Source organism: Enterobacter sp. ECC-219, assembly GCF_043966805.1.
Taxonomy (GTDB): Bacteria; Pseudomonadota; Gammaproteobacteria; order Enterobacterales; family Enterobacteriaceae; genus Enterobacter; species Enterobacter cloacae_N.
Window position 1 is genome coordinate 2,047,546 of the sequence record NZ_CP143680.1, and the last position, 26,474, is coordinate 2,074,019.

The following is a 26,474-nucleotide window of genomic DNA, read 5'->3' on the forward strand; positions in this document are numbered from 1 at the left end:
GTTCCAGTTTAATCTGACTTTTGCCGCCAACCTGGTTTGACGCTATCCGCTGTTGGGATTTGACCTTATAATCCCAATGACTTGTATTCAGATAAGATATCGCACTGGATTAAGATGAAAACAATCGAAGTTGATGACGAACTCTATCAGTATATTGCCAGCCAGACGCGGCATATCGGGGAGAGCGCGTCCGACATTTTACGGCGCATGCTTAAAATTTCCGCCGCTTCACAGCCTGCCACCCCAGTTACCAAAGATGTCGTGTCTCAGCCGAGCGTTGCTGCACAGGCAAAACCTGCCGTGACGCCGGTAAAAGATAAAGTGCGCGCGATGCGTGAGCTGCTGCTCTCCGACGAATATGCGGAGCAGAAAAAGGCGGTCAACCGTTTTATGCTGGTGCTGTCTACACTTTACGCCCTGGATAACAAAGCGTTTGCTGAAGCGACCGAGTCGCTGCACGGCCGTACCCGCGTCTATTTCGCGGGCGACGAGCAGACGCTGCTGCAAAATGGCAATCAAACCAAACCTAAACATGTCCCTGGCACCCCGTACTGGGTGATCACCAATACCAATACGGGCCGCAAGTGCAGCATGATTGAACACATCATGCAGTCCATGCAGTTCCCGGCGGAATTGATTGAAAAGGTTTGCGGTACAATTTAACCCTTGCATCATAAGGACCCGGTAATGGCAAATCACAGCCGTGCAGGCCAACCTGCACAACAAAGCGATTTGATTAACGTCGCTCAGCTGACCGCGCAGTATTACGTGCTGAAACCGGTCGTGGGCAACGCAGAACACGCAGTGAAGTTTGGTACATCTGGTCACCGCGGCAGCGCGGCGCGCCACAGCTTTAACGAACCGCATATTCTGGCCATTGCTCAGGCCATTGCGGAAGAGCGCGCCAAAAACGGCGTTACCGGTCCGTGCTACGTGGGAAAAGATACCCATGCGCTGTCTGAACCGGCGTTCATTTCCGTGCTGGAAGTGCTGGCGGCAAACGGCGTTGACGTGATTGTGCAGGAGAACAACGGCTTCACCCCAACGCCGGCGGTATCAAACGCAATCCTTGTGCACAACAAAAAAGGTGGCGCACTGGCAGACGGGATCGTTATCACGCCATCCCACAACCCGCCGGAAGACGGTGGTATCAAATACAACCCACCTAACGGCGGCCCGGCTGACACCAACGTCACCAAAGTGGTGGAAGATCGTGCAAACGCGCTGCTGGCCGACGGCCTGAAAGGCGTTAAACGTATTTCTCTTGATGAAGCGATGGCCTCCGGCCACGTGAAAGAGCAGGATCTGGTTCAGCCGTTCGTGGAAGGGCTGGCGGATATCGTCGATATGGCGGCGATTCAGAAAGCCGGCCTGAAGCTGGGCGTGGATCCGCTGGGCGGCTCCGGTATTGAGTACTGGAAGCGCATCGCCGAGCACTACAAGCTGGATCTGACCATCGTGAACGATCACGTCGATCAGACCTTCCGCTTCATGCACCTGGACAAAGACGGCGCGATCCGTATGGACTGCTCCTCCGAGTGCGCGATGGCGGGCCTGCTGGCACTGCGCGAGAAGTTCGATCTGGCCTTTGCTAACGACCCGGATTATGACCGTCACGGCATCGTCACCCCTGCCGGGCTGATGAACCCGAACCACTACCTGGCTGTTGCGATCAACTACTTGTTCCAGCACCGCCCGCAGTGGGGCAAAGAGGTGGCTGTCGGTAAAACGCTGGTCTCTTCTGCGATGATCGACCGCGTGGTGGACGCGCTGGGCCGCAAGCTGGTGGAAGTGCCGGTGGGCTTCAAGTGGTTCGTTGACGGTCTGCACGACGGCAGCTTTGGCTTCGGCGGCGAAGAGAGCGCGGGCGCGTCCTTCCTGCGCTTCGACGGCACCCCGTGGTCAACCGATAAAGACGGCATCATCATGTGCCTGCTGGCTGCGGAAATCACCGCGGTTACCGGTAAAAACCCGCAGGAACACTACAACGAGCTGGCGGCACGCTTTGGTGCGCCAAGCTATAACCGTATCCAGGCTGGCGCGACCTCTGCGCAGAAAGCTGCATTGTCCAAACTCTCCCCAGAGATGGTCAGCGCAAGCACCCTGGCAGGCGATCCGATCACCGCGCGTCTGACGGCGGCACCGGGTAACGGTGCGTCTATCGGTGGACTGAAAGTGATGACCGAAAACGGCTGGTTCGCCGCGCGTCCGTCCGGTACGGAAGATGCGTACAAAATCTATTGCGAAAGCTTCCTCGGCGCTGAGCACCGCCAGCAGATTGAGAAAGAGGCGGTAGAGATTGTCAGCGAAGTGCTGAAAAACGCGTAAGTAGTGTTCTGGTGCGGGCTGATGCCCTTGTATGTTTAAAGTCACTTCAGTTACCCGTCTACAGACGGGTAAACTGTCACTGAGTTTCACCTGATGCCACAGCCCGTTAGCCCTCTGGGTTTTCAAGCCCGCGGGTGAGCTCATGGCGTGGCATCAGTTTTCCTGTTAACCCGAACAGCTGCCCGGGCGGCCTGTGCCAGCCCGTATATTACAAGGCCGGGAGACATGAACATGACTGAACATACCACCGTCGGCATCGATATTGCCAAAGACACTTTTGACGTCTTCATCAGTCCTGACGGACTGTTTCTCCATCTGGAGAACACCCCACACGGGCACCAGCAACTCCTCGATGCACTCGCATCCCGCACCGTTGTTCGCATCGTGATGGAGGCCACCGGCCGTTACCATAACCTTCTGGCTGCCACGCTTGAGCTTGCCGGCCTTCCCGTCGCCGTGGTGAACCCCGCTCAGGTCAGACATTTCGCCCGGGCGCTGGGAACACTCTTCAAGACCGACCCGAATGATGCCCGTATTATCTGCGAGTTTGGTCGCAGGATGACGCCGGATGTACGCCCCGCACCAGACGAGCAGACGCAGCGTCTGGCCATGATGGTATCCCGTCGTCGTCAGCTGGTGGACAACAGAACCATGGAGCAGAACCGCTACGGCTCCTGCACCGACGAACTCATCCGGACGGGTATCAAACGGCATATCGACTGGCTGAACGCGGAGATAAAGGACACGGATGACGACATAGACCGGCAGATAAAAGTGATGCCGCTATGGCAGGAGAAGGTAAAGCTTCTGGAGGAAGTGAAAGGTATCGGGCGGACAACACTGGCGGTTCTGCTGTCGATGCTGCCTGAGCTGGGGCAGCTTAGCAGACGTAAAATCAGTGCCCTGGTCGGGGTGTGTCCGTATGCGCATGACAGCGGAAAAATGAAAGGAAAACGCTGTATCTGGGGAGGACGGAGTGCAGTGCGGGCAGCGTTGTATATGGCTGCGATGTCAGCGGTGCGTTATAACCCGACCATACAGGCGTTTTTTGAGAGACTGAGAGGAAAGGGAAAAGCGTTTAAAGTGGCAATGACGGCCTGCGTCAGGAAGCTGGTGACAATCCTGAATGCAATGGTGCGGGACAATAAAAAATGGGTGGCAGCTTAGCCGTCAGCCGTTGACTTTAAACACAGCTGCTCACCCCGGCCCTCTCCCACAGGGAGAGGGAGAAAAAGGCCCGGTAAGCGTTAGCGCCACCGGGCTTTTTTTAGCTATGTTTGTTCTTCAATTCAAACCGCGGTGACACCAGACCATATAGCGTCCAGCCCATAAAGGTCACCATCGCGCCATACAGCATCGCTTCCTGGCCGGATGAGTAGAGCGCATAGAAGCTGTAGATTGCCCCAATCAGCGCCACAATATTCGCCGCACGCGCTTTGCGTGGATCAACTTTCGCCACCTTCTGAATGATCGCCAGCGCCGCCATCGACAGAATATACGGAATGATGTTTGTCACTACCGCCAGGTTGACCAGCACGTTGAACTGGCTGTTAAGCGACGGGCTAATGGTCATCAGCGACAATCCACTCTGGAAGATGACAATCGCCAGCATCCCCTGCACCGGCGCATCCGCTTTGGTCACGCGGGAGAAGATTTTTGGGAAGTAACCTTCATCAGCCGAGGATTTAAACACCTGTGCGATGGTGAACTGCCAGCCGAGCAGCGAGCCGCAGCAGGACATCACCATCAGACCCATGATCACTTTCCCGACTTCCGGGGTGAACATCTGGGCAAAGGCCAGCCCGAACGGCGCCGTAGAGTTAGCCAGATCCATGTTTGGCACAATCCCGGCAATGACGTTAGTCGAGACGATATAGATCACCGCCGCGCCCAGCGTTCCGCCGAGGACCGCAATCGGCACGTTCTTCTCCGGGTTCTCTACCACTTCCGCGTTCGCGCAGGCGGATTCCAGACCCAGGAAGGCCCAGAGCGTCATGGCGATAGACGAGCCCACAGCCGTAAAGAACGGCACGTGGTGCGGATTCCAGGAGTTGGCGTAGAGCGTTGGGCTGAACCAGAACCAGCCGATGATGCACAGGCCGACAACCGGGATAATCACGCCCCAGACGGTGATGCTGGAGAGCTGACCGGTAATGCGCGCGCCACCAAAGTTGGCCACGGTGCAGATCCACAGAACCCCGATGGTCGCCAGCCCAATTTGTACCGGGCTGAGCGTCACGCCAAACAGCTCCGTGCCGTAGCCGACGGCGGAAATGGCAATCGCCACGTTGGCGATCAGCAGCGATACGCCGTAGGTGTAGTTCGCCATAAAGTTGCCGGACTTACCAAAGGCGTACTCAGCATAGCCGCCCATGCCACCTGACTTGCGGCTGAACATCCCACACTTGGCGAACGCCCACGCCAGCGCCATCGATCCTACGGCGGTAACAAGCCAGGAGATAATCGAAATCGTCCCCACTTCGGCGAGCTTGGTGGGCAGCATAATAATCCCGGAACCCATCATGTTGACCATGGTAAGGATAGTCAGCTGCACCACGCCCATCTTATTGGACTTACTCATAATTTCTCTCCTTTCAGCAGCGCGGGCTGAGCGGCGGATTGTTTGATGACGTAGCAGCGAACCTGTTTGCGACCGTCACACTCCTCGACATACACGCCCTGCAACTCCGGCGCGAAGCCCGGCAGCAGGTTGATGCCTTCTTCCAGTGCGGCAAAGTAGCGCAGCACGGAACCGCCCCAGACTTCCCCTGGAACCACGCACAGCACCCCCGGTGGGTAAGGAAGCGCACCTTCAGCGGCGATGCGGCCTTCCGCGTCGCGCAGGGAGACCAGCTCGACCTCGCCGCGCAGGTAGGCGTAGTTCGCGTCCTGCGGGTTCATCATCACGCGTGGGAAGTGGGACTTGCGGAACATCTCTTTTTGCAGCTGCTTCACGTTGTGGCGGGCGTACAGGTCATGCATTTCCTGGCAGATCTGGCGCAGGGTGTAATCCGCGTAACGTTCCGGATGTTGTTTGTAGAGAGAAGGTAAGACCTCTTTCAGCGGAACATCGCTCTCGAGCAGTTTTTCGAAGCGCACCAGCTGTGCCACAAGCTGCTGCAGCTTGCCCATATCTTCCGCCGGCGTGAGCAGGAACAGGATCGAGTTGAGATCGCATTTTTCCGGCACGATGCCGTTTTCGCGAAGGAAGTTGGCAAGGATAGTGGCGGGCACGCCGAAGTCGTCATACTCCCCGGTGCGGGCGTTAATGCCCGGCGTGGTCAGCAGGAGCTTGCACGGGTCGATAAAATACTGGTGCTCAGCGTAGCCTTCAAAAGCGTGCCAGTTTTCACCCGGCACGAAATGGAAGAAGCGTAGATCGGTTGCAATCTCCGCCGTGTCCCAGCCTTCCCACGGACGGCCATCCACCGTCTCCGGCACGAACGGGCGCAGATACCGGCAGTTCTCCAGGATCAGCTTGCGCGCTTCGATACCGTTAACCACGCAGTCCATCCACATGTTGCGGCCGCTCTGGCCTTCATGCATGCGGGCGTTGATGTCCAGCGCAGCGAACAGCGGATAGAACGGGCTGGTGGAGGCGTGCATCATGAAGGCATTATTCAGCCGCTTATGTGGGACATAGCGCTGTTGACCTTTGATATGGCTGTCTTTCTTATGGATTTGCGAGGTCTGCGAGAAGCCAGCCTGTTGTTTATGCACGGACTGGGTGACAAGGATCCCCGGATCGTTTTCGTTCAGCTCCAGCAGCAGCGGCGAGCAGTCGGCCATCATCGGAATAAACTGCTCGTAACCCACCCAGGCCGAGTCAAACAGGATGTAATCACACAGGTGCCCAATCTTATCCACCACCTGACGGGCGTTATAGATGGTGCCGTCGTAGGTACCCAGCTGGATAACCGCCAGACGGAACGGACGTTCGTCGCGCGCGCGGCCCGGCGCCACCTCTGCTACCAACTCGCGCAGATAGCTTTCTTCGAAGCAGTGGGCGTCAATGCCGCCAATGAAGCCGTACGGGTTGCGCGCCGTTTCCAGATAGACCGGCGTTGCGCCAGCCTGGAGGAGGGCACCGTGATGGTTAGATTTGTGGTTATTACGGTCGAACAGCACCAGGTCGCCCGGGGTGAGCAGAGCGTTAAGCACCACTTTGTTGGATGACGAGGTACCGTTCAGCACGAAGTAGGTCTTATCGGCATTAAAGACTTTTGCCGCATGCTGCTGGGCGATGCACGGCGCGCCTTCGTGGATCAGCAGATCGCCCATCGCCACGTCGGCGTTGCACAGATCGGCGCGGAAAAGCGTCTCACCAAAGAAATCGACAAACTGATTGCCGGCAGGATGGCGGCGAAAGAACTGGCCACCCTGATGCCCCGGGCAGTCAAACGCGCTGTTGCCCTGTTTTACATAGTCGACAAGGGCGCGGAAAAACGGCGGGCGCAGCTGGGTTTCATACTTCTGGGCGGCCGCTTCCAGCTGGCGTCCATAAAAGTCGTTGCTGGTGTCTGAGAACTCAAATACGCCATGAATGCGCGATAAATAGTCTGCCGGGATGAACTCTTCTTTGTGTGTTGCGACAAATACGGGAATGCCAAAACCGGTGGCTTCTATTTCGTCCAGAATACCGCTGGCAATATCCGTAACCGTCAGAACAATGGCGGCAACATCAATATAATCAGAGGCGCGGACATCCACCAGTTCACGCTGGGTAGTAAAGCAATCCGGACATGCACGGCTGGCTGCGATTTTTAAACTTTTCATCTTTCTCTCTTTATTTTAGGTAATAAGCGTCCCTCGATTTCTTGCAAGAAAGAAATCGATAATTTTCCGGAAAAAAAAGCAAAGGGTGGCCGCTGATTAAAATCAGTGAATTGCTTTTTTGATGATTGAAATTCAGTCCGCCCGGTGCGGATGAGTCTGAATCAGGATGAATGAGCGCACGAGATCACAGGCAATAGCCTGTAAAATAAGATGTTTAAGGATGGCCTGTAAGCGAGTGCGCCAGAAGTCGAAGGACTACCGGGCATTAAAGAGATGAAAGTCAAAGCAGTTTCGGTGGGCAAACATCATGATATGTGTTGTCCGCCTTATATGGGGCATTAAGCGATTGTTGTTTTCCATGTTTCATTTTCCTTTCAGTAATTGAAAGCATGGTCATTTTATCCAGGAAAAGACGATTAACCGTGAGTTAGATCACCGTTAACCGATCAAATCAGAAATAAATATTCGTTTCAAATGAATATCGCAGATCAAAATTCTGATTTGTTGATGATGCGTTAACGGGTTGTTCTGTTAATGTTTTAAATGAGCGAAAATAACCCGAAAAAATAACGCATGGGTTATTTGTGAAATATTTTCTGAGGGATTTCGTTTTTATTTAAAAATAAAGTGAATAGTTATTCAAAGCATAAACCGATAACCGATGCCGGTTTCAGTTAATAGATGGCGAGGGCGAGCGGGGTCGACTTCGAGTTTCTGACGAAGATGTCCCATATATATGCGTAAATAATGACTATGTTCCACAGCATTGGGTCCCCATACCTGACTTAACAGCTGGCGTTGGGTGAGTACCTTGCCGTGGTTGTTGAGCAGTACGGCGAGCAGGCGAAATTCTATTGGCGTGAGGTGAATTTCCTCATCGCCGCGCACAATGCGTCGCGCGGCCAGGTCAACCCGGATATCCCCAAACGTGTAGGTTGGGTCAGCAGGCGTGGTTGCGCTGTGGCGGCGCAGCGCCACGCGCAGGCGAGCCTGTAGCTCGCCGATACCAAAAGGTTTAATCAGATAATCGTCCGCCCCGGCATCCAGCGCCGCGATTTTATCCGTCTCTTCAGTACGGGCCGAGAGCACGAGGATCGGCATCTGGCTCCACTGACGCACTTCCCGGATAAAATCAATGCCGTCACCGTCCGGCAGGCCAAGATCGAGGATCACCAGGTCCGGCTTGCGGGTGGCGGCTTCAATTAAACCCCGCTGAAGCGTACCCGCATCATGAACGCGCAGACCGTCACCTTCCAGCGCAGCGCGCAGAAAACGGCTAATGGCGATCTCATCTTCAACAATCAGAACGTTGATCACAAATCCTCTGGTAATTCATTTAGTTCTGGCGGGGTTTCCAGAGGAAGTGTAACACAAAAACGCGCGCCGCCTTCCGGACGATTCTCCGCGGAGATGGTCCCGCCATGGACGTCAATAATTGCCTGGCAAATCGCCAGCCCCAGCCCCACGCCCGGAATGGCCGACTCCTTATTGCCGCGCGCGAATTTTTCAAAAATAGCCATCTCCTGCCCGGCAGGAATGCCCGGTCCGGTATCCCAGACGTCAAGATGAAGCGTGCCATCGTCCACCGTCGCATCCACGCCAATCCGGGCGCTGGCGCCCGCATATTTGCCGGCATTTTCCAGCAGGTTGATCAGCACCCGCTCAAAGAGCGGGCCATCAACGTGAATTAACGTCAGTGGCTCGGGCATGTTCAGCGCAATATGTCGCCCGCCTAAGCCAGGTTCGAGCATTTTCAGCGCGCTGCCCACCACTTCTTCGAGCGTGAGCCACTCTTTTTTGAGGTTAAAACCGCCTGACTGGATACGCGCCATATCGAGCAAGTTATTCACCAGGCGCGTGGTATTCAGCACATGCTGGCGGATTTCGCTGGCCTGAAGGGCGTGCTTAGAGCCTTCCGCTGCCAGGTCCAGCGTCAGAATTTCTGACTGGCCAAACAGGACGGTAAGTGGCGTACGCAGGTCGTGAGACAGCGCCGCCAGCAGCGAGTTACGAATGCTTTCCCGCTCGCTCGCCAGCCGGGCCTGTTCTTCGCTGGCGGTGAGCGCCAGCCGTTCCAGCGCGCTGGCAACCAGCAGGGTAAAGGTCTCCAGCAGTCGCTGCTGTTCGGGGATCATCAGCTGGCGCAGGTTGGAGGGCTCAACAATCACCAGCCCCTGATTTTTATCGGCACTGCGCAGCGGCAGAATTTGATAGGGTACGCCGGGCAGGGTGTCAGTCCCTGCGCCCGCGGGTAGCCCTTTATCAAAGCTCCAGCGCGCGATGGCTTCATCCCAGGGCGTCATGCCCGAGGCCGACGTCAGCGGGCGCAGCTTACCGTGTTCGTCAGGGAGTAAAATCAGGTTGCTGGCATGAAACGTCGAGCGAATAAACTGCTCGCTGGTCTGCACAATATCCAGCGGCGTACGGCCCACCGCCAGCGATTTAGACATCTCATACAGATGGCGCGTGCGCTGTTCGCGATAGCGGGCGATACGCGCCTGGTAGCGCACGCCGGCCGTCAGGTTCCCGATCACCAGCCCGACGGTGAGCATCACGCCGAAGGTGAGGATGTATTGCACGTCTGAAACCGCGAGCGTCCCGCGAGGATCAATAAAGAATAGATCGAAGCTGATGACGTTGATCACCGTCGCCAGTACCGACGGCCAGCGTCCGTAAAAGAGCGCCACCACCACTACGCCAAGCAGGTAGATCATCACCAGGTTGGCCGCGTCGAAGGCAATCAGCCATTTGCTGGCAATAATAGTGATCAGGGCGCAGAGCACAACGGCGACAAAACAGCCGCGAAGCTGAATACGCCATTTATCGCTGAAGGCACGGCTGTCCGGGGCGCGGCTGGGTAACGGCGTGGGCTTGTCATCCAGCGCCACGATCACCAGGTCCAGATCCGGCGCGCGGCGGGCCAGCTTGTCGGCAAAGGATTCGCGGCTAAACCAGCGGCGATGCTGGCGGCGGCCAATGACAATTTTCCCCAGGTTATGCTCCCGCGCGTAGCGCAGTATGGCTTTATCTTCCTGTGGATCGGAGAGCGTTGCGGTTTCAGCGCCCAGCTCCTGCGCCAGGCGCAGCGAACTCAGGATCGCGCGGCGCTGGTTTTCGGGCAGAGCGTGCAACTGCGGCGTTTCGACATACACCGCATGCCAGACGCTGCCAAATTTGGCCGCCAGGCGCGCAGCGGTGCGGACCAGCTTTTCATTGCCGCTGCCGTGCCCCACGCACAGCAGGATGGCATCCCGCGTATGCCAGACGCGCTCCTGGCCCTGCAGGTCGCGCCAGGCGCGCATCTGATCGTCGACGCGATCGGCAGTACGACGCAGAGCCAGCTCGCGCAGGGCAATCAGGTTACCTTTTCGGAAAAAATGTTCGATGGCGCGCTCGGCCTGGCCGGCGATGTAGACTTTGCCTTCATGCAGGCGCTGGCGTAAATCATCGGGGGGCAGGTCGACCAGCACCACCTCGTCCGCGGAATCAAAGAAGGGATCCGGCACCGTCTCTCGCACCTGAATGCCGGTCACGCCGCTGACCACGTCGTTCAGGCTTTCCAGATGCTGAACGTTAACCGTCGTGAAAACATCGATGCCGGCTTCAAGTAGCTCTTCAACATCCTGCCAGCGTTTTGGATGGCGTGAGCCTGGCGCATTGCTGTGCGCCAGTTCGTCCATCAGGATAAGGGCGGGACGGCGGGCGAGGGCGGCATCAATATCAAACTCAGTGACTAACCGACCACGATGGCTGATGCGGCGGGGCGGCTGGGTAGCCAGCCCCTTCAGCAGCGACGCCGTCTCTTTACGTCCGTGGGTTTCAACCACGCCGATCAGAATATCGAGCCCCTGCGCCCGAAGCCGCTGGGCTTCCGTCAGCATGGCGAAGGTTTTCCCGACGCCCGCGCAGGCGCCAAAGAAAATTTTCAGTTTGCCGCGATGGGCTTCAGCCGTCTGTTCAAGCAGCCTGTCCGGATCCGGGCGCATGGGCTCGTCGGTCATTTAGTTTTTCCTTAGCGCGTCCAGCGCCAGATTCAGCTCAACAATATTCACCACGGGCATGCCGATGAAGCTGACCAGCGGCTTTTGCGTGTGCTCAGCAACCAGCTTGCTCACCTGTTCGATGGTCAACTGACGGGCGGCGGCGACGCGCGGGATTTGCCAGGCCACTGCTGCCGGTGTCAGGCTGTAGTCCAGCCCGCTGGCCGAGGCGGTTACCAGCTCGACGGGCACCTCACGGCTGGCCTGAGGATTGGCAGCGCGCAGGGCTGCCACGCGCTCAGCAACGGCTTTATCCAGCTCAGGGTTGCTGCCCGCCAGGTTACTGCCGCCGGATGCCATCGGATTATACGGGCTTTCGGCAGTGGCGGAAGGGCGACCCTGGAAGTAACGAGCATCCGTAAAGTTCTGACCAATCAGGAGCGAACCGCGATTTTCACCGTTTTGCATAATCAGCGAGCCGTTGGCCTGATCCTTAAACCACCACTGGCCCAGCGCGGTAGTTACCAGCGGGTACAGCCCGCCGGTAATGAGAGACAGCAGAATAAACAGAAGTATAGCGGGGCGTAACATTGTCATTTGATTCACCTTTTAAACCAGCCCGAACAGGGTCAACAGCAGGTCGATAGCCTTGATACCGATGAAAGGCACCACCAGCCCGCCCAGGCCGTAAATCCACAGGTTGCGGCGCAGCATGGCGGCCGCCGTAAGTGGCTTATAGCTCACGCCCTTCAGCGCCAGCGGGATCAGGAAGACAATAATCAGGGCGTTAAAGATCACGGCGCTCAGAATGGCCGATGCCGGGGAGTGCAGGTGCATCACGTTCAGCGCGTTTAATTGCGGATAGGTCGCGGCAAACGCGGCCGGAATGATGGCGAAGTACTTTGCCACATCGTTAGCGATACTGAACGTGGTCAGCGAACCGCGCGTCATCAGCATCTGCTTGCCAATGTGCACCACCTCAATCAGCTTGGTCGGGTTTGAGTCGAGGTCGACCATATTCCCCGCCTCTTTTGCCGCCTGGGTACCAGAGTTCATCGCCACCGCCACGTCGGCCTGCGCCAGGGCAGGGGCGTCGTTGGTACCGTCACCGGTCATGGCGACCAGACGGCCTTCCGCCTGATACTGACGGATCAGCGCGAGCTTCGCTTCCGGCGTGGCTTCGGAAAGGAAATCATCCACGCCCGCTTCGGCGGCAATCGCCGCGGCGGTAAGACGGTTATCCCCGGTGATCATCACCGTTTTGATGCCCATTTTACGCAGCTGGGCAAAGCGCTCCTTGATGCCGCCTTTGACGATATCCTTCAGGGCAATCACCCCCAGCACGTTCGAGCCTTCTGCCACCACCAGCGGCGTGGCCCCCTGACGGGCCACGCTTTCGACCAGGCTGTCCACTTCTGGCGGGAAGTGGCCATTGTTTGCCTCAATGTGGCGACGAATGGCGTCAACGGAGCCTTTACGGATCATCCGGTCCTGAATGTTAATACCGCTCATGCGGGTTTGCGCCGTGAAGGGCACGAAGGTGGCATGCAGGCTCTGAACGTCGCGCTGGCGAAGGTTAAAACGCTGCTTGGCGAGGATCACGATACTGCGACCTTCAGGGGTTTCATCGGCAAGCGAGGAGAGCTGCGCGGCGTCCGCCAGCGTTTTTTCATCCACGCCCGGAGCGGGTAAGAACTCGGACGCCTGGCGGTTACCGAGGGTAATGGTCCCGGTTTTATCCAGCAGCAAGACATCCACGTCACCGGCTGCTTCAACCGCACGCCCGCTGGTGGCGATGACGTTTGCACCGAGCATGCGGCTCATGCCGGCCACGCCGATGGCCGACAGCAGGCCGCCGATGGTGGTGGGGATCAGGCAGACCAGCAGCGCCACCAGCACCGTGATGGTGACCGCGGTGCCGCCGTAAGCGGAGAACGGCCACAGCGTCGCGGTTGCCAGCAGGAAGACGATTGTCAGGGCCACCAGCAGGATGGTCAGGGCGATTTCGTTAGGTGTTTTACGGCGCTGGGCGCCTTCCACCATGGCGATCATCCTGTCGAGGAAAGTTTCGCCCGGGTTGACGCTGCACTGGATCACCAGCCAGTCGGAAAGAATGCGCGTCCCGCCCGTCACGGAGGCAAAATCGCCGCCGGATTCACGGATCACCGGCGCGGACTCTCCGGTAATGGCGCTTTCGTCTACCGATGCGCCACCCTCAATGACTTCACCGTCGCAGGGGATGATGTCTCCTGCTTCCACCAGCACCACATCGCCTTTGCGCAGTTCATCCGCCGGAACGTGGTCCATCTGCGCGCCGTATTTCGGCTCACGCAACTTGCGCGCAAACGCCGTTTTTTTCACCCCTTTCAGACTGTTGGCCTGCGCTTTACTCCGACCTTCCGCCAGCGCTTCCGCAAAGTTGGCGAACAGCACGGTAAACCACAGCCACAGGCTGATGGCGCCGGTAAACATCGCGTTTCCCGGCATGTGGCCCGTCCCCATGGCAATCGCCAGGGCGGTGGTCAGGACGCTTCCCGCCCAGACAATAAACATCACCGGGTTGTGCCACTGCACGCGCGGGCTCAGCTTTTTGACCGCATCCATAAGCGCCTGACGAACTAACGTCGGTTCGAGCAGGGCCAGTTGTTTACGACTCATGACAAATACTCCGCAAAATCAGCCTAAAGAGAGAGTTTCCGCGACCGGGCCTAACGCGAGGGCGGGGATAAAGGTCAGGGCGCCGACCAGCAACACGGTGCCCGTCAGCAGGCCGATAAACAGCGCGCCGTGGGTCGGTAATGTCCCGGTGGTGGTCGGTTGAATTTTCTTATTCACCAGCGATCCGGCAATCGCCATGACCGGCACAATGACCCCGAAGCGACCCACGAACATGCAGAACGCCAGCAGGCAGTTCCAGAACGGTGAGTTGGCGCTTAAGCCCGCAAAGGCGCTGCCGTTGTTGTTGGCGGCAGAGGAGACCGCATAAAGCACTTCACTAAAGCCGTGAATGCCGGGGTTAAAAATGCCGCTGCGTCCGGCCTCGGTCATCAGCGCCAGCGCGGTGCCGAGCAGCACAAGCGCCGGGGTGACCAGAATCGCCAGCGCGGTTAACTTCATCTCGCGAACGTCGATTTTTTTACCGAGGTATTCCGGGGTGCGGCCAATCATCAGACCGGCAATAAATACCGCCAGCAGTACGAACAGCAGCATGCCGTAAAGACCTGAACCCACGCCGCCAAACACCACCTCGCCAATCTGCATCAGCCACATCGGGATCATGCCGCCAAGCGCGGTGAAAGAGTCGTGCATAGCGTTCACCGCCCCGCACGAGGCCGCCGTGGTGACCACCGCATACAGGCTGCTGGCGAGAATGCCGAAGCGGCTCTCTTTCCCTTCCATATTGATATTGCTATTCGCCCCAAGCTGCATGAAATGGCTGTTACCGTTCCATTCCGCCCACATCACCAGCGCGACACAGACCACGAAGATCAGCGACATGGTCCAGAGCAGGGTGCGGCCCTGACGGCGATCGTTGACCACGTCACCAAAGGCAAAGCAGAGCGCAGCGGGGATCAGGAAGATCGCCAGCATCTGCACAAAATTGGTCAGGGCGGTAGGGTTTTCAAACGGATGCGACGAGTTGGCGTTGAAGAAGCCGCCCCCGTTCGTCCCGAGCATCTTGATGGCTTCCTGTGACGCCACTGGCCCCATCGGCAGGAGCTGTTTTGCGCCTTCAAGCGAGGTATAAGGCGTGTAAGGCAGCAGGTTTTGCAGGCTGCCCTGCTGAATAAAGAACAGCGCGATAAGCAGTGCAATCGGCAGCAGGATCCACAGCGTAATGCGCGTTAAATCCACCCAGGCGTTACCCAGAGTACTGATTTTTTGACGTGCAAACGCACGCGTCAGCGCGAAAATTACCGCGATACCGCTGGCGGCAGAGAGGAAGTTCTGCACGGTTAACCCAGCCATCTGGCTGAAATAGCTGAGCGTGGTTTCACCGGCATAGGACTGCCAGTTGGTGTTGGTAACGAAACTGACTGCCGTATTCAGCGCCAGGTGCCAGGACAGGCCCGGCAACTGTTGCGGATTCAGCGGCAGGATGCCCTGAAGCATCAGCATGGCAAAAAGTGCAATCAGCCCGACAATATTCAGCAGCAGAATGGCGATCAGATATTCACGCCAGCTCATCTCCCGATCGTCGATTCCCAGTACGCGCCAGATCCCTTTCTCAACGCTTCCCGTGCCGGGCAGGGGGACGTTGTTGATAAGCTGTGCCAGTCCCGTTCCCAGCGGCCTTGCCAGAACGAACAATACCACTAAGAAACTGGCAATAAGCAAAAACGCCTGAGCAGTCATCAGAATGCCTCCGCGTTAATCAGGGCATAGACCAGATAACCCAATAACAGGAACACCAGCACGATGCCGGCAATAAGACCTGCACTCACAATCCACCTCCGGGTGACTTTTGTTGTTGTGCTAACGGTAGGATTTACGGCGCAAAGATTTCGCAAAAATGCGGAGGGCGGATGTAAAAAAAGTATAAAAATGCCAAAGGCCACAAATTAACTATTGATAAGTAAACTGTTAACTTTTTTGTAACTTAATTACGGCGGAAGTGTAAATATTCACTAAATGGATAAAAATAAGTGGTCGGATGAGTAGTAAAATTACACGCAAAGCGATATTATTTTAGCCAGGTCACAGATTTCACATTTTCCGGAGAAGGTTTCCGGCCAACTACAGGGGAGAAAAATATGGATCTTTATAAAGAGTATCCGGCTCATATCGTGTTCATGCGTCGCACTTTCGCCGTAGTGGCTGGCGTGCTGGCCCTGCCGGTGATGCTGTTCTGGAAAGATCGTGCGCGTTTTTACAGTTATCTGCACCGCGTCTGGGCGAAAACCAGCGAAAAGCCGGTGTGGATGGATCAGGCCGAGAAAGCGACCTGCGATTTCTACTGAAACGACGCTGACGCGTAGCTATAAAAAAACCGCCAATAGCAATATGGCGGTTTTTTTGTCCCTCGGGATTCGCGGTCCGTTGGGTGGTTTTTCAAGCTCTCACACAGAGGCTTACAAGCATACGTCTGCTGGTAGAATAAGCAACTGCTTCAATCCTAAATATATTCTTAATATCAGGTTTAATGGGTTACGTTTTGCTCACATGATGTTTACCATGTTGCGTCCCTTTCCGCCATCTCGCAAATGGGCACCGGTCCCGGGAGAGGTGTTACAACAACCGTAAGTCAGGCTCCACACAGAGCTTGTGTCCACCGACTTATCACCGGTGGTGAACGGTGGAGCGGTTAGCTGCAGGGACCGCATAATGAAACGCTATTTTTGCATCGCGTTCATTGTCGCCAGCGTACTCGTTGTAAAGAGCGATGAACCGAATGTGTTTGTCGCTTTAACGACGATAGCGCAGGACAAGTAGCGTTAAGGCCGCCTCGGGCGGCCTTTTTTATTTCATCCCGTCTACACTTCATGGCAAAGTAGTTCAATGCATGCTTTTTCCTTTTACGGCATGCCCTTATGGACATAATGGATATTCGCCTGGAGTTTTATGCCCACCCATCTGGTTTGGTTTCGCGCGGATTTGCGCGTACATGACAACATCGCACTCGCGGCGGCCTGTCGCGCCAAAGACGCTAACGTATTGGCTCTGTTTATGGCTACGCCCGAGCAGTGGCGGCAGCACGATATGGCCCCGCGGCAGGCGGCTTACCTCAAATCCCATCTGAACGAACTGCAACGCGCGCTTGCCGAAAAAGGCATTCCGCTGATCTACAAAGTGGTCAGCGATTTTACCGCGCAGCTTCATATGCTGCAGGAGATATGTCAGGAGAACGGCGTTACGCATCTTTTTTATAACTACCAGTACGAACTGAACGAACAGCAGCGGGACCGCCAGCTGGATAAAATGCTCGGAGAGGTGGTTTGTGAGGGATTTGATGACAGCGTGATGCTGGCACCGGGCAGCGTGATGACCGGCGGTCACGAAATGTATAAAGTGTTTACGCCGTTTAAAAATGCTTTTGTTAAACGCCTGAAAGAGGCGCTGCCGGAGTGCGTACCCGCGCCCGCCGTCAGAGGGGAGGCTATAACCAATCTGCCTGAATTAACGTTTAGCTATCCCCAACAGGCATTTGATGAACTACTGTTTCCTGCCAACGAGAAGGCCGCTATTGCGAAGCTGCGCCAGTTTTGCAAACAGGGTGCGGGAGAGTACGACGCGCGCAGGGATTTCCCGGCAATTGAAGGGACAAGCCGTTTATCGGCAAGCCTGGCTCTGGGCGCGCTCTCTCCTCGCCAGTGTTTGCATCGTCTTCTGGCCGAGCAGCCGCAGGCGCTGGAGGGTGGGGCGGGTTCGGTGTGGCTAAACGAACTTATCTGGCGCGAATTCTATCGCCATCTGATGACGTATCATCCCGATCTCTGTAAGCATCGTCCGTTCATTCCCTGGACCGATAACGTCAAATGGCAGCACGATGAGGCGCTTTTACAGGCCTGGCAAAAAGGGGAGACGGGCTTTCCGATTGTTGATGCCGCCATGCGCCAGCTAAATGAAACCGGATGGATGCACAACCGTCTGCGAATGATTACCGCCAGCTTCCTGGTGAAAGATCTGCTTATCGACTGGCGCGTCGGGGAGCGCTATTTTATTTCTCAGCTGATTGACGGTGACCTGGCGGCGAATAACGGCGGCTGGCAGTGGGCGGCCTCTACCGGCACCGATGCGGCTCCCTATTTCAGGATTTTTAATCCGACTACCCAGGGACAAAAATTTGATGCTAACGGCGACTTTATTCGCCGCTGGTTGCCCGCGCTCAGGAACGTTCCTGCAAAAGCGATCCACGACCCGTGGGCATGGGCGGATAAACAGGGCGTAAAACTCGATTATCCCCGCCCGATCGTTGACCATAAACAGGCGCGCGTCGCCACGCTGGCGGCGTACGAGGCCGCACGAAAAGTTTGAGAGAATGATGATGAAAAACAGTGAACTGGAACGCCTGATTAACGAAAAGCTTAATACCGCCTCCTTCAGCGACTACGGCCCGAATGGCCTGCAGGTGGAAGGGCGCGAAACGGTGCAGAAAATCATCACCGGCGTGACGGCAAGCCAGGCGCTGCTGGATGAGACGGTGCGTCAGGACGCCGATGCGGTGATTGTCCATCACGGCTACTTCTGGAAAAACGAATCGCCGATTATTCGCGGCATGAAGCGGAATCGCCTCAAAACGCTGCTGGCGAATGACATCAACCTGTACGGTTACCATCTGCCGCTGGATGCACATCCGGAACTGGGGAATAACGTGCAGCTGGCGCAACTGCTGGGTATTACCGTGATGGGGGAAATCGAACCGCTGGTGCCGTGGGGTGAACTGTCGATGCCGGTACCGGGCCTGGAGCTGGCTTCCTGGATCGAGGCGCGCCTGGGGCGTCGTCCGCTGTGGTGCGGCGATACCGGGCCGGATAAGGTGAAGCGTGTGGCCTGGTGTACCGGCGGCGGTCAGGGCTTTATCGACAGCGCCGCGCGCTTTGGTGTCGATGCGTTTATTACCGGCGAAGTCTCCGAGCAGACGGTTCACTCTGCGCGCGAGCAGGGGCTGCATTTTTACGCGGCAGGCCACCACGCTACCGAGCGCGGCGGTATTCGCGCCCTCAGCGAGTGGCTGACGGAAAATACCGATCTTGATGTGACTTTTATTGATATTCCTAATCCGGCCTGATGAGAGGTAGTTAAGTGCAGCGAGCGCGTTGTTATCTTCTGGGTGAAACCGCAGTCGTTCTGGAGCTTGAACCGCCGGTTACGCTCGCCACGCAGAAGCGTATCTGGCGGCTGGCACAGCGTCTGCCCGACATGCCGGGCGTCGTTGAGGCCATTCCGGGTATGAATAATATTACGGTGGTGTTGCGTAACCCGCACACGGGGGCGCTGGATGCGATTGAGCGCCTGCAGCGCTGGTGGGAGGAGAGCGAAGCGCTGGAGCCGGAATCGAGGACGATTGAGATCCCGGTTGTTTATGGCGGTAAGGGCGGCCCCGATCTGCGCGTAGTAGCCGAACACTGTGGGCTCACGGAAAAGCAGGTTGTTGAACTGCACAGCTCGGTGGAGTACGTCGTCTGGTTTCTGGGTTTTCAGCCGGGCTTTCCGTATCTGGGTGGACTATCTCCCCAGCTGCATACCCCGCGTCGGGCCGAACCGCGCCTGAGCGTTCCCGCGGGAACGGTGGCGATTGGCGGTGAACAAACCGGAATTTATCCGCTTACCTCACCGGGCGGCTGGCAGCTTATCGGGCACACCTCCATGCCGCTATTTGAACCGGGGCAGGATGCGCCGATCCTCCTGCAACCGGGTGATACCCTGCGCTTTATCCCGCAGAAGGAGGGGGTATGTTAACGCTTATTCGCGCGGGGCTTTACACCTCCGTTCAGGATGCCGGGCGCTTTGGCATGCGCCAGTCCGGCGTGAGCTACTGCGGCGCGCTTGACCGCCCATCGCTGGAGATTGCCAACCTGCTGGTCGGCAACCCGGGCAGTACGGCGGCGCTAGAAATTACTCTGGGTCAGTGTGTGATTGAGTTTGGTCAGGAGACCTGGTTCGCCTTAACCGGCGCGGGCTGCGACGCGACGCTGGACGGCAAAGCGGTGTGGACCGGCTGGCGCCTGTGGGCGAAGGCCGGGCAGCGCTTGACGCTCAAACGTCCGCTCCACGGTGTGCGTAGCTATCTTGCGGTGGCGGGGGGCATTGACGTGCCGGAGGTATTGGGGTCATCCAGTACCGATCAAAAAGCGGGCATCGGTGGACATGAAGGGCGCCTGCTGCGCGACGGGGATCGCCTGGCGATTAAGCCATCAGCGCGCCATTTCTCCACCACGCAGGGCGTAAAACAGCTGCTGTGGGGGAACGTGATCCGTGCCTTGCCGGGACCGGAATATCAGGAGTTTGATGAGGCTTCTAAAGAGTCGTTCTGGCGCGCGCCGTGGAAGATCAGCCCGCAGAGTAACCGCATGGGCTACCGTCTGCAGGGGCAGCCGCTGACCCGCACGACGGACCGGGAGCTGCTTTCCCACGGCTTGCTGCCGGGCGTGATTCAGGTGCCGGGCAACGGGCAGCCCATCGTGCTGATGAATGATGCGCAAACCACCGGCGGTTACCCGCGCATTGCCTGCATTATCGACGCGGATCGCTACCATCTGGCGCAAATTCCTCTCGGCCAGCCGATTCATTTCGTACAGTGTTCGCTGGAGGAGGCGCTGAAAGCGCGGCAGGATCAGCAGCGTTATCTCGAACAGCTGGCGTGGAGGCTTGATGGTAAAGATTGATTTAAACGCCGATCTGGGGGAGGGCAGCAGCGCCGATGCGGAACTGATGACCCTGGTCTCCTCGGTCAATATCGCCTGCGGCTTTCACGCGGGGGATGCGCAAACCATGCTGGAGAGCGTGCGTAATGCCATTAAAAACGGCGTGGCGATTGGCGCTCACCCGAGCTTCCCTGACCGGGAGAACTTTGGCCGCACGGCGATGGATCTGCCCCCTGAGACGATCTACGCGCAAATGCTCTACCAGATCGGTGCGCTGGAGGCGATGGTGCGCGCTGAGCACGGCGTGCTGCGCCACGTGAAACCGCACGGTATGCTCTACAATCAGGCGGCGAAAGATGCTGCTCTGGCGGACGCCATTGCCCGCGCGGTGCGGGACTGCAATCCGCAGCTGATTTTGGTGGGCCTGGCGGGCAGCGAGCTTATTCGCGCCGGAGAGCGGCTGGGGCTGACGACGCGGCAGGAAGTCTTTGCCGATCGGGGATACATGCCGGACGGCAGCCTGGTTCCGCGCACGCAGGCCGGTGCGCTGATTACTGATGAAGGCAAAGCGCTGGCGCAGACGCTGGAGATGGTGCGCGCCGGGCGGGTTACCTCCGTGGATGGAACTTCGGCAATTGTTCAGGCCGATACGGTGTGTTTACACGGCGACGGTGAGCATGCGCTCCAGTTCGCGCGCCGCCTGCGGGCAGCGTTCTCTGAAGAGGGCATCCTCGTCAGCGCCGAATAATGACGATAAGGATACAAAAATGCCAGAAGGTCCGGAGATCCGCCGCGCGGCGGATAGCCTGGAGGCGGCGATAAAGGGCAAACCCCTGACCGATGTCTGGTTTGCTTTTCCTCAGCTAAAACCGTTTGAATCAGAGCTGGTGGGGCAGACGGTGACCCACATTGAAACGCGCGGCAAAGCGTTGCTCACGCATTTTTCCCATAACCTGACGTTATATAGCCATAACCAGCTTTACGGCGTCTGGCGCGTGGTGGAGTCGGGTGAACAGCCGCAAACCACCCGCGTGCTGCGCGTCAGGCTGCAAACGGCGGATAAGGCGATCCTGCTGTACAGCGCGTCAGATATCGAAATGTTAACGCCGGAGCAGCTGCTCACGCATCCATTTCTTCAGCGCGTCGGGCCGGACGTGCTGGACATGCGCCTGACGGCGAGCGACGTGAAGGCACGTCTGTTATCACCAAAATTCCGCAACCGTCAGTTTTCCGGGCTGTTGCTCGATCAGGCATTCCTGGCCGGATTAGGTAACTACCTGCGGGTGGAGATCCTCTGGGAAGTGGGGCTGGCGCCGCAGCACAAAGCCTCGCAGCTGAGCGATGAACAGCTGGAGGCGCTGTCGCAGGCGCTGCTGGATATTCCGCGGCTGTCTTACAACACGCGCGGCGTGGTGGATGAGAACAAGCATCACGGGGCGCTGTTCCGGTTCAAGGTGTTTCATCGGGCGGGTAAGAAGTGCGAGCGGTGTGGCGGGATAATTGAGAAGACCACGCTCTCTTCACGACCGTTTTACTGGTGTCCTCGGTGCCAGACGTAAAAAAGCCGGGTGGCGGCTACGCCTTACCCGGCCTACATTTCGCACTTATAGGCCCGGCAAGCGAAGCGCCGCCGGGCGTGTTTATTAGCGCTTAATATCAGACTTAAAATCACGCTGCTCGTAGCCGGTATACAGCTGACGAGGACGAGCAATTTTCATGCCTTCGCTGTGCATTTCGTTCCAGTGCGCAATCCAGCCCACGGTACGCGCCATGGCGAAGATCACGGTGAACATGGAAGACGGAATGCCCATCGCTTTCAGAATAATGCCAGAGTAGAAATCGACGTTCGGGTAGAGTTTCTTCTCGATGAAGTACGGGTCGTTCAGCGCGATGTGTTCCAGCTCCATCGCCACTTCCAGCAGATCATCTTTGGTACCCAGTTCTTTCAGCACTTCGTGGCAGGTCTCACGCATGACGGTGGCGCGCGGGTCGTAGTTTTTGTAAACACGGTGACCGAAGCCCATCAGGCGGAAGGAGTCATTCTTGTCTTTCGCACGACGCACGAACTCAGGAATATGCTCAACGGTGCTGATCTCTTCCAGCATTTTCAGCGCCGCTTCGTTCGCGCCGCCGTGCGCCGGTCCCCACAGGGAGGCGATGCCCGCAGCGATACAGGCGAACGGGTTCGCGCCTGAAGAGCCTGCGGTACGGACGGTAGAGGTAGAGGCGTTCTGTTCGTGGTCAGCGTGCAGGATCAGAATACGGTCCATTGCGCGTTCCAGCACCGGGTTCACTTCGTACTCTTCGCACGGCGTGGAGAACATCATGCGCAGGAAGTTACCGGCGTAGGAGAGGTCGTTACGTGGGTACACAAACGGCTGGCCGATGGAGTATTTGTAACACATCGCCGCCATGGTAGGCATTTTGGACAGCAGACGGAACGCCGCGATATCACGGTGACGCGGGTTATTCACGTCAAGAGAATCGTGGTAGAACGCCGCCAGCGCACCGGTAATACCGCACATCACCGCCATCGGGTGAGAGTCACGACGGAACGCATGGAACAGACGGGTAATCTGCTCATGGATCATGGTGTGACGGGTTACGGTGGTTTTGAATTCATCGTATTGCGCCTGCGTCGGCTTTTCGCCGTTCAGCAGGATGTAGCACACTTCCAGGTAGTTGGATTCGGTGGCTAACTGATCGATGGGGAAGCCGCGATGGAGCAGGATACCTTCGTCACCGTCAATGTAGGTGATTTTGGATTCGCAAGATGCGGTAGAGGTAAATCCAGGGTCAAAGGTAAAAACTCCTTTGGAACCCAGCGTACGGATATCAATAACATCCTGACCGAGCGTGCCTTTTAGCACATCCAGTTCAATAGCATCATCACCATTTAGGGTGAGTTTTGCCTTTGTATCAGCCATTTACGGTCTCCTTAGCGCCTTATGCTTAAGACTGCTTTTACCGGATTTGCATTCAGCTGTTAATCACCGTTACCAGATTGTTATTTGGCTTACCGCTCAGCTCACGAGGAGTAACCAGGGTACAGAGCTATGGCGCCTTGCAGGTAAACGAATGAAATATCAGTGAAACAACAGCAAATCAGCGTTTTTGCAGTCCGAATTATTCAAACCTGTATATCACTAATAACTGTCCTGATAACTTCGGTCAATACCATCACACTGTTACATAACTATTTGTCAGGTGAAAGAGAGACCTCATAACTTTTGCGCATTATATGCCTTTTCTGATGACGTTTGTAACAATATTGTTTAACATTTGTCAAATCAGATGATTAAAAATTAAAAAGATGTTGTTATCGTGACCCTGATCACTGTTCCAGAGAAAACCCAACAAACTGTATGTAGGTTAATTGTAATGATTTTGTGAACGGCCTATACTGCCGCCAGGTCTCCGGAACACCCTGCAATCCCGAGCCACCCAGCGTTGTAACGTGTCGTTTTAGCATCTGGAAGCAATGTTTTGCATGACGCGCAGTTATAGAAAAGGAACGCTGCTTGACCCGCATCGCAGTCCGGAGGAAGGAAACAATAAGAACAGCATGTGGGCGTTATTCATGATAAGAAATGTGAAAAAACAAAGACCTGTCAATCTGGATCTGAAAACGATCCGGTTCCCCGTAACAGCAATAGCGTCCATTCTGCACCGTGTTTCTGGTGTGATTACGTTTGTGGCGGTCGGTATTTTGCTGTGGTTACTGGGCACCAGCCTCTCTTCCCCTGAAGGATTCCTCCAGGCTTCGGCCATCATGAACAGCTTCTTCGTGAAATTCATCATGTGGGGCATTCTGACCGCGCTGGCATACCACGTCGTCGTGGGTGTTCGCCATATGCTGATGGACTTTGGCTATCTCGAAGAGACCTTCGAAGCCGGGAAACGCTCCGCAAACATTTCATTTGTGATTACTGTCGTGCTTTCACTTCTCGCAGGAGTTCTCGTATGGTAAGCAACGCCTCCGCATTAGGACGCAACGGCGTACATGACTTCATTCTGGTCCGTGCTACCGCTATCGTTCTCACCCTTTACATCATCTATATGATCGGTTTCTTCGCGACCAGCGGCACGCTGACGTGGGAAATCTGGAGTGGGTTCTTCGGATCCGCCTTCACCAAAGTGTTCACCCTGCTGGCCCTGTTCTCCATCCTTATTCATGCCTGGATTGGCATGTGGCAGGTGTTGACCGATTACGTTAAACCGCTGGCGATTCGCCTCCCGCTGCAGCTGGCCATTGTTGTTGCACTGGTGGTTTACGTTATTTATGGATTCGTTGTGGTGTGGGGTGTGTAATGAAACTGCCAGTCAGAGAATTTGATGCTGTTGTAATTGGTGCCGGTGGCGCAGGTATGCGTGCCGCACTACAAATTTCCCAGAGCGGCCAGACCTGTGCGCTGCTCTCTAAAGTGTTCCCGACCCGTTCCCACACTGTGTCTGCGCAGGGCGGTATCACCGTTGCGCTGGGTAACTCCCACGAAGATAACTGGGAATGGCACATGTACGACACGGTTAAAGGTTCCGACTATATCGGCGACCAGGATGCCATCGAATATATGTGTAAAACCGGCCCGGAAGCGATTCTGGAGCTGGATCACATGGGGCTGCCGTTCTCCCGTCTGGAAAATGGCACCATCTATCAGCGTCCGTTTGGCGGTCAGTCGAAAAACTTCGGCGGCGAGCAGGCGGCACGTACCGCGGCGGCGGCTGACCGTACCGGCCACGCGCTGCTGCACACCCTGTATCAGCAGAACCTGAAAAACCACACCACCATCTTCTCCGAGTGGTATGCGCTGGATCTGGTGAAAAACGCCGATGGCGCGATCGTCGGCTGTACCGCACTGTGCATCGAAACTGGTGAAGTGGTTTACTTCAAAGCCCGCGCTACCGTGCTGGCGACCGGCGGCGCAGGCCGTATTTACCAGTCCACCACCAACGCCCATATCAACACCGGTGACGGTGTCGGTATGGCTATCCGCGCCGGCGTGCCGGTGCAGGATATGGAGATGTGGCAGTTCCACCCAACCGGTATCGCCGGTGCGGGCGTGCTGGTAACAGAAGGCTGCCGTGGTGAAGGTGGCTACCTGCTGAACAAACACGGCGAGCGCTTCATGGAGCGTTATGCCCCGAATGCGAAAGACCTGGCGGGTCGTGACGTGGTGGCCCGTTCCATCATGATCGAAATCCGTGAAGGCCGCGGCTGTGACGGCCCATGGGGTCCACACGCGAAGCTGAAGCTCGACCATCTGGGTAAAGAGGTTCTGGAATCCCGTCTGCCGGGCATCCTGGAACTGTCCCGCACCTTCGCCCACGTCGACCCGGTGAAAGAGCCGATTCCGGTTATCCCAACCTGCCACTACATGATGGGCGGTATTCCGACCAAAGTGACCGGTCAGGCGCTTACCGTGAACGAGCAGGGCGAAGACGTGGTTATCCCTGGCCTGTTCGCCGTAGGCGAAATTGCCTGCGTGTCCGTACACGGCGCAAACCGTCTGGGCGGCAACTCGCTGCTGGACCTGGTAGTGTTTGGTCGTGCGGTGGGTCTGCATCTGCAGGAATCCATTGCCGAGCAGGGCGCGCTGCGTGACGCAACCGACGACGAAATCGATGCCTCTCTTGAGCGCCTCAACCGCTGGAACGGTAACCGTAACGGCGAAGATCCGGTTGAAATCCGTAAAGCGCTGCAGGAGTGCATGCAGCATAACTTCTCGGTATTCCGCGAAGGCGACGCGATGGCCAAAGGTCTTGAGCAACTGAAAGCGATCCGCGAGCGTCTGAAAAATGCCCGTCTGGACGACACCTCCAGCGAGTTCAACACCCAGCGCGTTGAGTGCCTGGAGCTGGATAACCTGATGGAAACCGCGTTCGCGACGGCGATGTCGGCAAACTTCCGTACCGAAAGCCGTGGCGCGCATAGCCGCTTCGACTTCCCGGAGCGTGATGACGAAAACTGGCTGTGCCATTCCCTGTATCTGCCAGAGTCGGAAACCATGACGCGTCGTAGCGTCAATATGGAACCGAAACTGCGTCCGGCGTTCCCGCCGAAGATTCGTACTTACTAATGCGGAGA

The 26,474-nt window shown here is 56.8% G+C and carries 23 protein-coding genes; 13 read left to right on the forward strand and 10 right to left on the reverse strand.

Annotated features, from left to right (window positions below; translation table 11 throughout):
• The first annotated feature begins 114 nt into the window (after window positions 1-114).
• From seqA to V1603_RS09635, 3 genes are all read left to right on the forward strand, one after another.
• Window positions 115-663: a replication initiation negative regulator SeqA gene (seqA, locus tag V1603_RS09625; RefSeq protein WP_163330461.1), complete on the forward strand. Its 549-nt coding sequence runs from the start codon at window positions 115-117 to the stop codon at window positions 661-663.
• 24 nt (window positions 664-687) lie between these two features.
• Complete coding sequence (gene pgm / locus V1603_RS09630; protein WP_395313837.1) at window positions 688-2,328, forward strand: phosphoglucomutase (alpha-D-glucose-1,6-bisphosphate-dependent); 1,641 nt, start codon at window positions 688-690, stop codon at window positions 2,326-2,328.
• Window positions 2,329-2,559: 231 nt separating this feature from the next.
• The gene (locus tag V1603_RS09635) at window positions 2,560-3,495 is read left to right on the forward strand and encodes an IS110 family transposase (RefSeq protein WP_395313161.1); all 936 of its coding nucleotides are present in this window, start codon (window positions 2,560-2,562) and stop codon (window positions 3,493-3,495) included.
• A 100-nt stretch (window positions 3,496-3,595) separates the two neighbouring features.
• Here V1603_RS09635 and potE read toward each other — a convergent pair whose 3' ends face one another.
• From potE to kdpF, 9 genes are all read right to left on the reverse strand, one after another.
• Window positions 3,596-4,909, reverse strand: coding sequence for a putrescine-ornithine antiporter (gene potE, locus V1603_RS09640; protein WP_116343898.1), 1,314 nt, complete (start codon window positions 4,907-4,909; stop codon window positions 3,596-3,598).
• Entirely contained in the window at window positions 4,906-7,104 is a 2,199-nt protein-coding gene (speF, locus tag V1603_RS09645; RefSeq protein WP_395313838.1) for an ornithine decarboxylase SpeF, read from the reverse strand. The genes potE and speF overlap by 4 nt, the downstream gene beginning before the upstream one ends.
• A gap of 255 nt (window positions 7,105-7,359) precedes the next feature.
• A complete protein-coding gene (gene speFL, locus V1603_RS09650; protein ID WP_003858645.1) occupies window positions 7,360-7,464 on the reverse strand; it encodes a leader peptide SpeFL in 105 nt (34 codons plus the stop codon).
• 279 nt (window positions 7,465-7,743) lie between these two features.
• Window positions 7,744-8,421, reverse strand: coding sequence for a two-component system response regulator KdpE (gene kdpE / locus V1603_RS09655; RefSeq protein ID WP_024908812.1), 678 nt, complete (start codon window positions 8,419-8,421; stop codon window positions 7,744-7,746).
• Window positions 8,418-11,105, reverse strand: a complete 2,688-nt coding sequence (kdpD, locus tag V1603_RS09660; protein WP_116343901.1) for a two-component system sensor histidine kinase KdpD — start codon at window positions 11,103-11,105, stop codon at window positions 8,418-8,420. Before kdpD ends, kdpE begins: the two co-directional genes overlap by 4 nt.
• Window positions 11,106-11,681 carry a potassium-transporting ATPase subunit KdpC gene (kdpC, locus tag V1603_RS09665; RefSeq protein ID WP_302218906.1) on the reverse strand — a complete coding sequence of 192 codons (576 nt, stop codon included), beginning with the start codon at window positions 11,679-11,681 and terminating at the stop codon, window positions 11,106-11,108.
• Between the two features lie 12 nt (window positions 11,682-11,693).
• A complete protein-coding gene (gene kdpB / locus V1603_RS09670; RefSeq protein ID WP_116343903.1) occupies window positions 11,694-13,742 on the reverse strand; it encodes a potassium-transporting ATPase subunit KdpB in 2,049 nt (682 codons plus the stop codon).
• 18 nt (window positions 13,743-13,760) lie between these two features.
• Window positions 13,761-15,440, reverse strand: a complete 1,680-nt coding sequence (kdpA, locus tag V1603_RS09675; RefSeq protein WP_395313839.1) for a potassium-transporting ATPase subunit KdpA — start codon at window positions 15,438-15,440, stop codon at window positions 13,761-13,763.
• Complete coding sequence (kdpF, locus tag V1603_RS09680) at window positions 15,440-15,529, reverse strand: K(+)-transporting ATPase subunit F (RefSeq protein ID WP_014069365.1); 90 nt, start codon at window positions 15,527-15,529, stop codon at window positions 15,440-15,442. Before kdpF ends, kdpA begins: the two co-directional genes overlap by 1 nt.
• Before the next feature lie 309 nt (window positions 15,530-15,838).
• Here kdpF and V1603_RS09685 point away from each other — a divergent pair, with 309 nt between their 5' ends.
• From V1603_RS09685 to nei, 7 genes are all read left to right on the forward strand, one after another.
• Window positions 15,839-16,045 carry a YbfA family protein gene (locus V1603_RS09685; RefSeq protein ID WP_014069366.1) on the forward strand — a complete coding sequence of 69 codons (207 nt, stop codon included), beginning with the start codon at window positions 15,839-15,841 and terminating at the stop codon, window positions 16,043-16,045.
• A gap of 601 nt (window positions 16,046-16,646) precedes the next feature.
• Complete coding sequence (phrB, locus tag V1603_RS09690) at window positions 16,647-18,059, forward strand: deoxyribodipyrimidine photo-lyase (protein WP_395313840.1); 1,413 nt, start codon at window positions 16,647-16,649, stop codon at window positions 18,057-18,059.
• A gap of 10 nt (window positions 18,060-18,069) precedes the next feature.
• The gene (locus V1603_RS09695) at window positions 18,070-18,813 is read left to right on the forward strand and encodes a type 2 GTP cyclohydrolase I (RefSeq protein WP_395313975.1); all 744 of its coding nucleotides are present in this window, start codon (window positions 18,070-18,072) and stop codon (window positions 18,811-18,813) included.
• 14 nt (window positions 18,814-18,827) lie between these two features.
• On the forward strand, window positions 18,828-19,484 hold the full coding sequence (gene pxpB / locus V1603_RS09700; RefSeq protein ID WP_395313841.1) for a 5-oxoprolinase subunit PxpB: 657 nt from the start codon (window positions 18,828-18,830) through the stop codon (window positions 19,482-19,484).
• Complete coding sequence (gene pxpC, locus V1603_RS09705) at window positions 19,478-20,410, forward strand: 5-oxoprolinase subunit PxpC (RefSeq protein ID WP_395313842.1); 933 nt, start codon at window positions 19,478-19,480, stop codon at window positions 20,408-20,410. Before pxpB ends, pxpC begins: the two co-directional genes overlap by 7 nt.
• Window positions 20,397-21,137, forward strand: a complete 741-nt coding sequence (gene pxpA, locus V1603_RS09710) for a 5-oxoprolinase subunit PxpA (protein WP_395313843.1) — start codon at window positions 20,397-20,399, stop codon at window positions 21,135-21,137. The genes pxpC and pxpA overlap by 14 nt, the downstream gene beginning before the upstream one ends.
• A gap of 19 nt (window positions 21,138-21,156) precedes the next feature.
• Window positions 21,157-21,948: an endonuclease VIII gene (nei, locus tag V1603_RS09715; protein WP_320720478.1), complete on the forward strand. Its 792-nt coding sequence runs from the start codon at window positions 21,157-21,159 to the stop codon at window positions 21,946-21,948.
• Between the two features lie 84 nt (window positions 21,949-22,032).
• On the opposite strand, the gene V1603_RS09720 is transcribed toward nei, so the two are convergent.
• Window positions 22,033-23,316 carry a citrate synthase gene (locus V1603_RS09720; RefSeq protein ID WP_047347070.1) on the reverse strand — a complete coding sequence of 428 codons (1,284 nt, stop codon included), beginning with the start codon at window positions 23,314-23,316 and terminating at the stop codon, window positions 22,033-22,035.
• Between the two features lie 638 nt (window positions 23,317-23,954).
• Between V1603_RS09720 and sdhC the strand changes: the two genes are divergently transcribed.
• From sdhC to sdhA, 3 genes are read left to right on the forward strand one after another with little or no spacing between them, the layout of a single operon-like run.
• Window positions 23,955-24,359: a succinate dehydrogenase cytochrome b556 subunit gene (sdhC, locus tag V1603_RS09725; RefSeq protein WP_020684965.1), complete on the forward strand. Its 405-nt coding sequence runs from the start codon at window positions 23,955-23,957 to the stop codon at window positions 24,357-24,359.
• A complete protein-coding gene (gene sdhD, locus V1603_RS09730) occupies window positions 24,353-24,700 on the forward strand; it encodes a succinate dehydrogenase membrane anchor subunit (protein WP_008501088.1) in 348 nt (115 codons plus the stop codon). The genes sdhC and sdhD overlap by 7 nt, the downstream gene beginning before the upstream one ends.
• Entirely contained in the window at window positions 24,700-26,466 is a 1,767-nt protein-coding gene (gene sdhA / locus V1603_RS09735) for a succinate dehydrogenase flavoprotein subunit (protein WP_024908800.1), read from the forward strand. Before sdhD ends, sdhA begins: the two co-directional genes overlap by 1 nt.
• Window positions 26,467-26,474 lie beyond the last annotated feature (8 nt).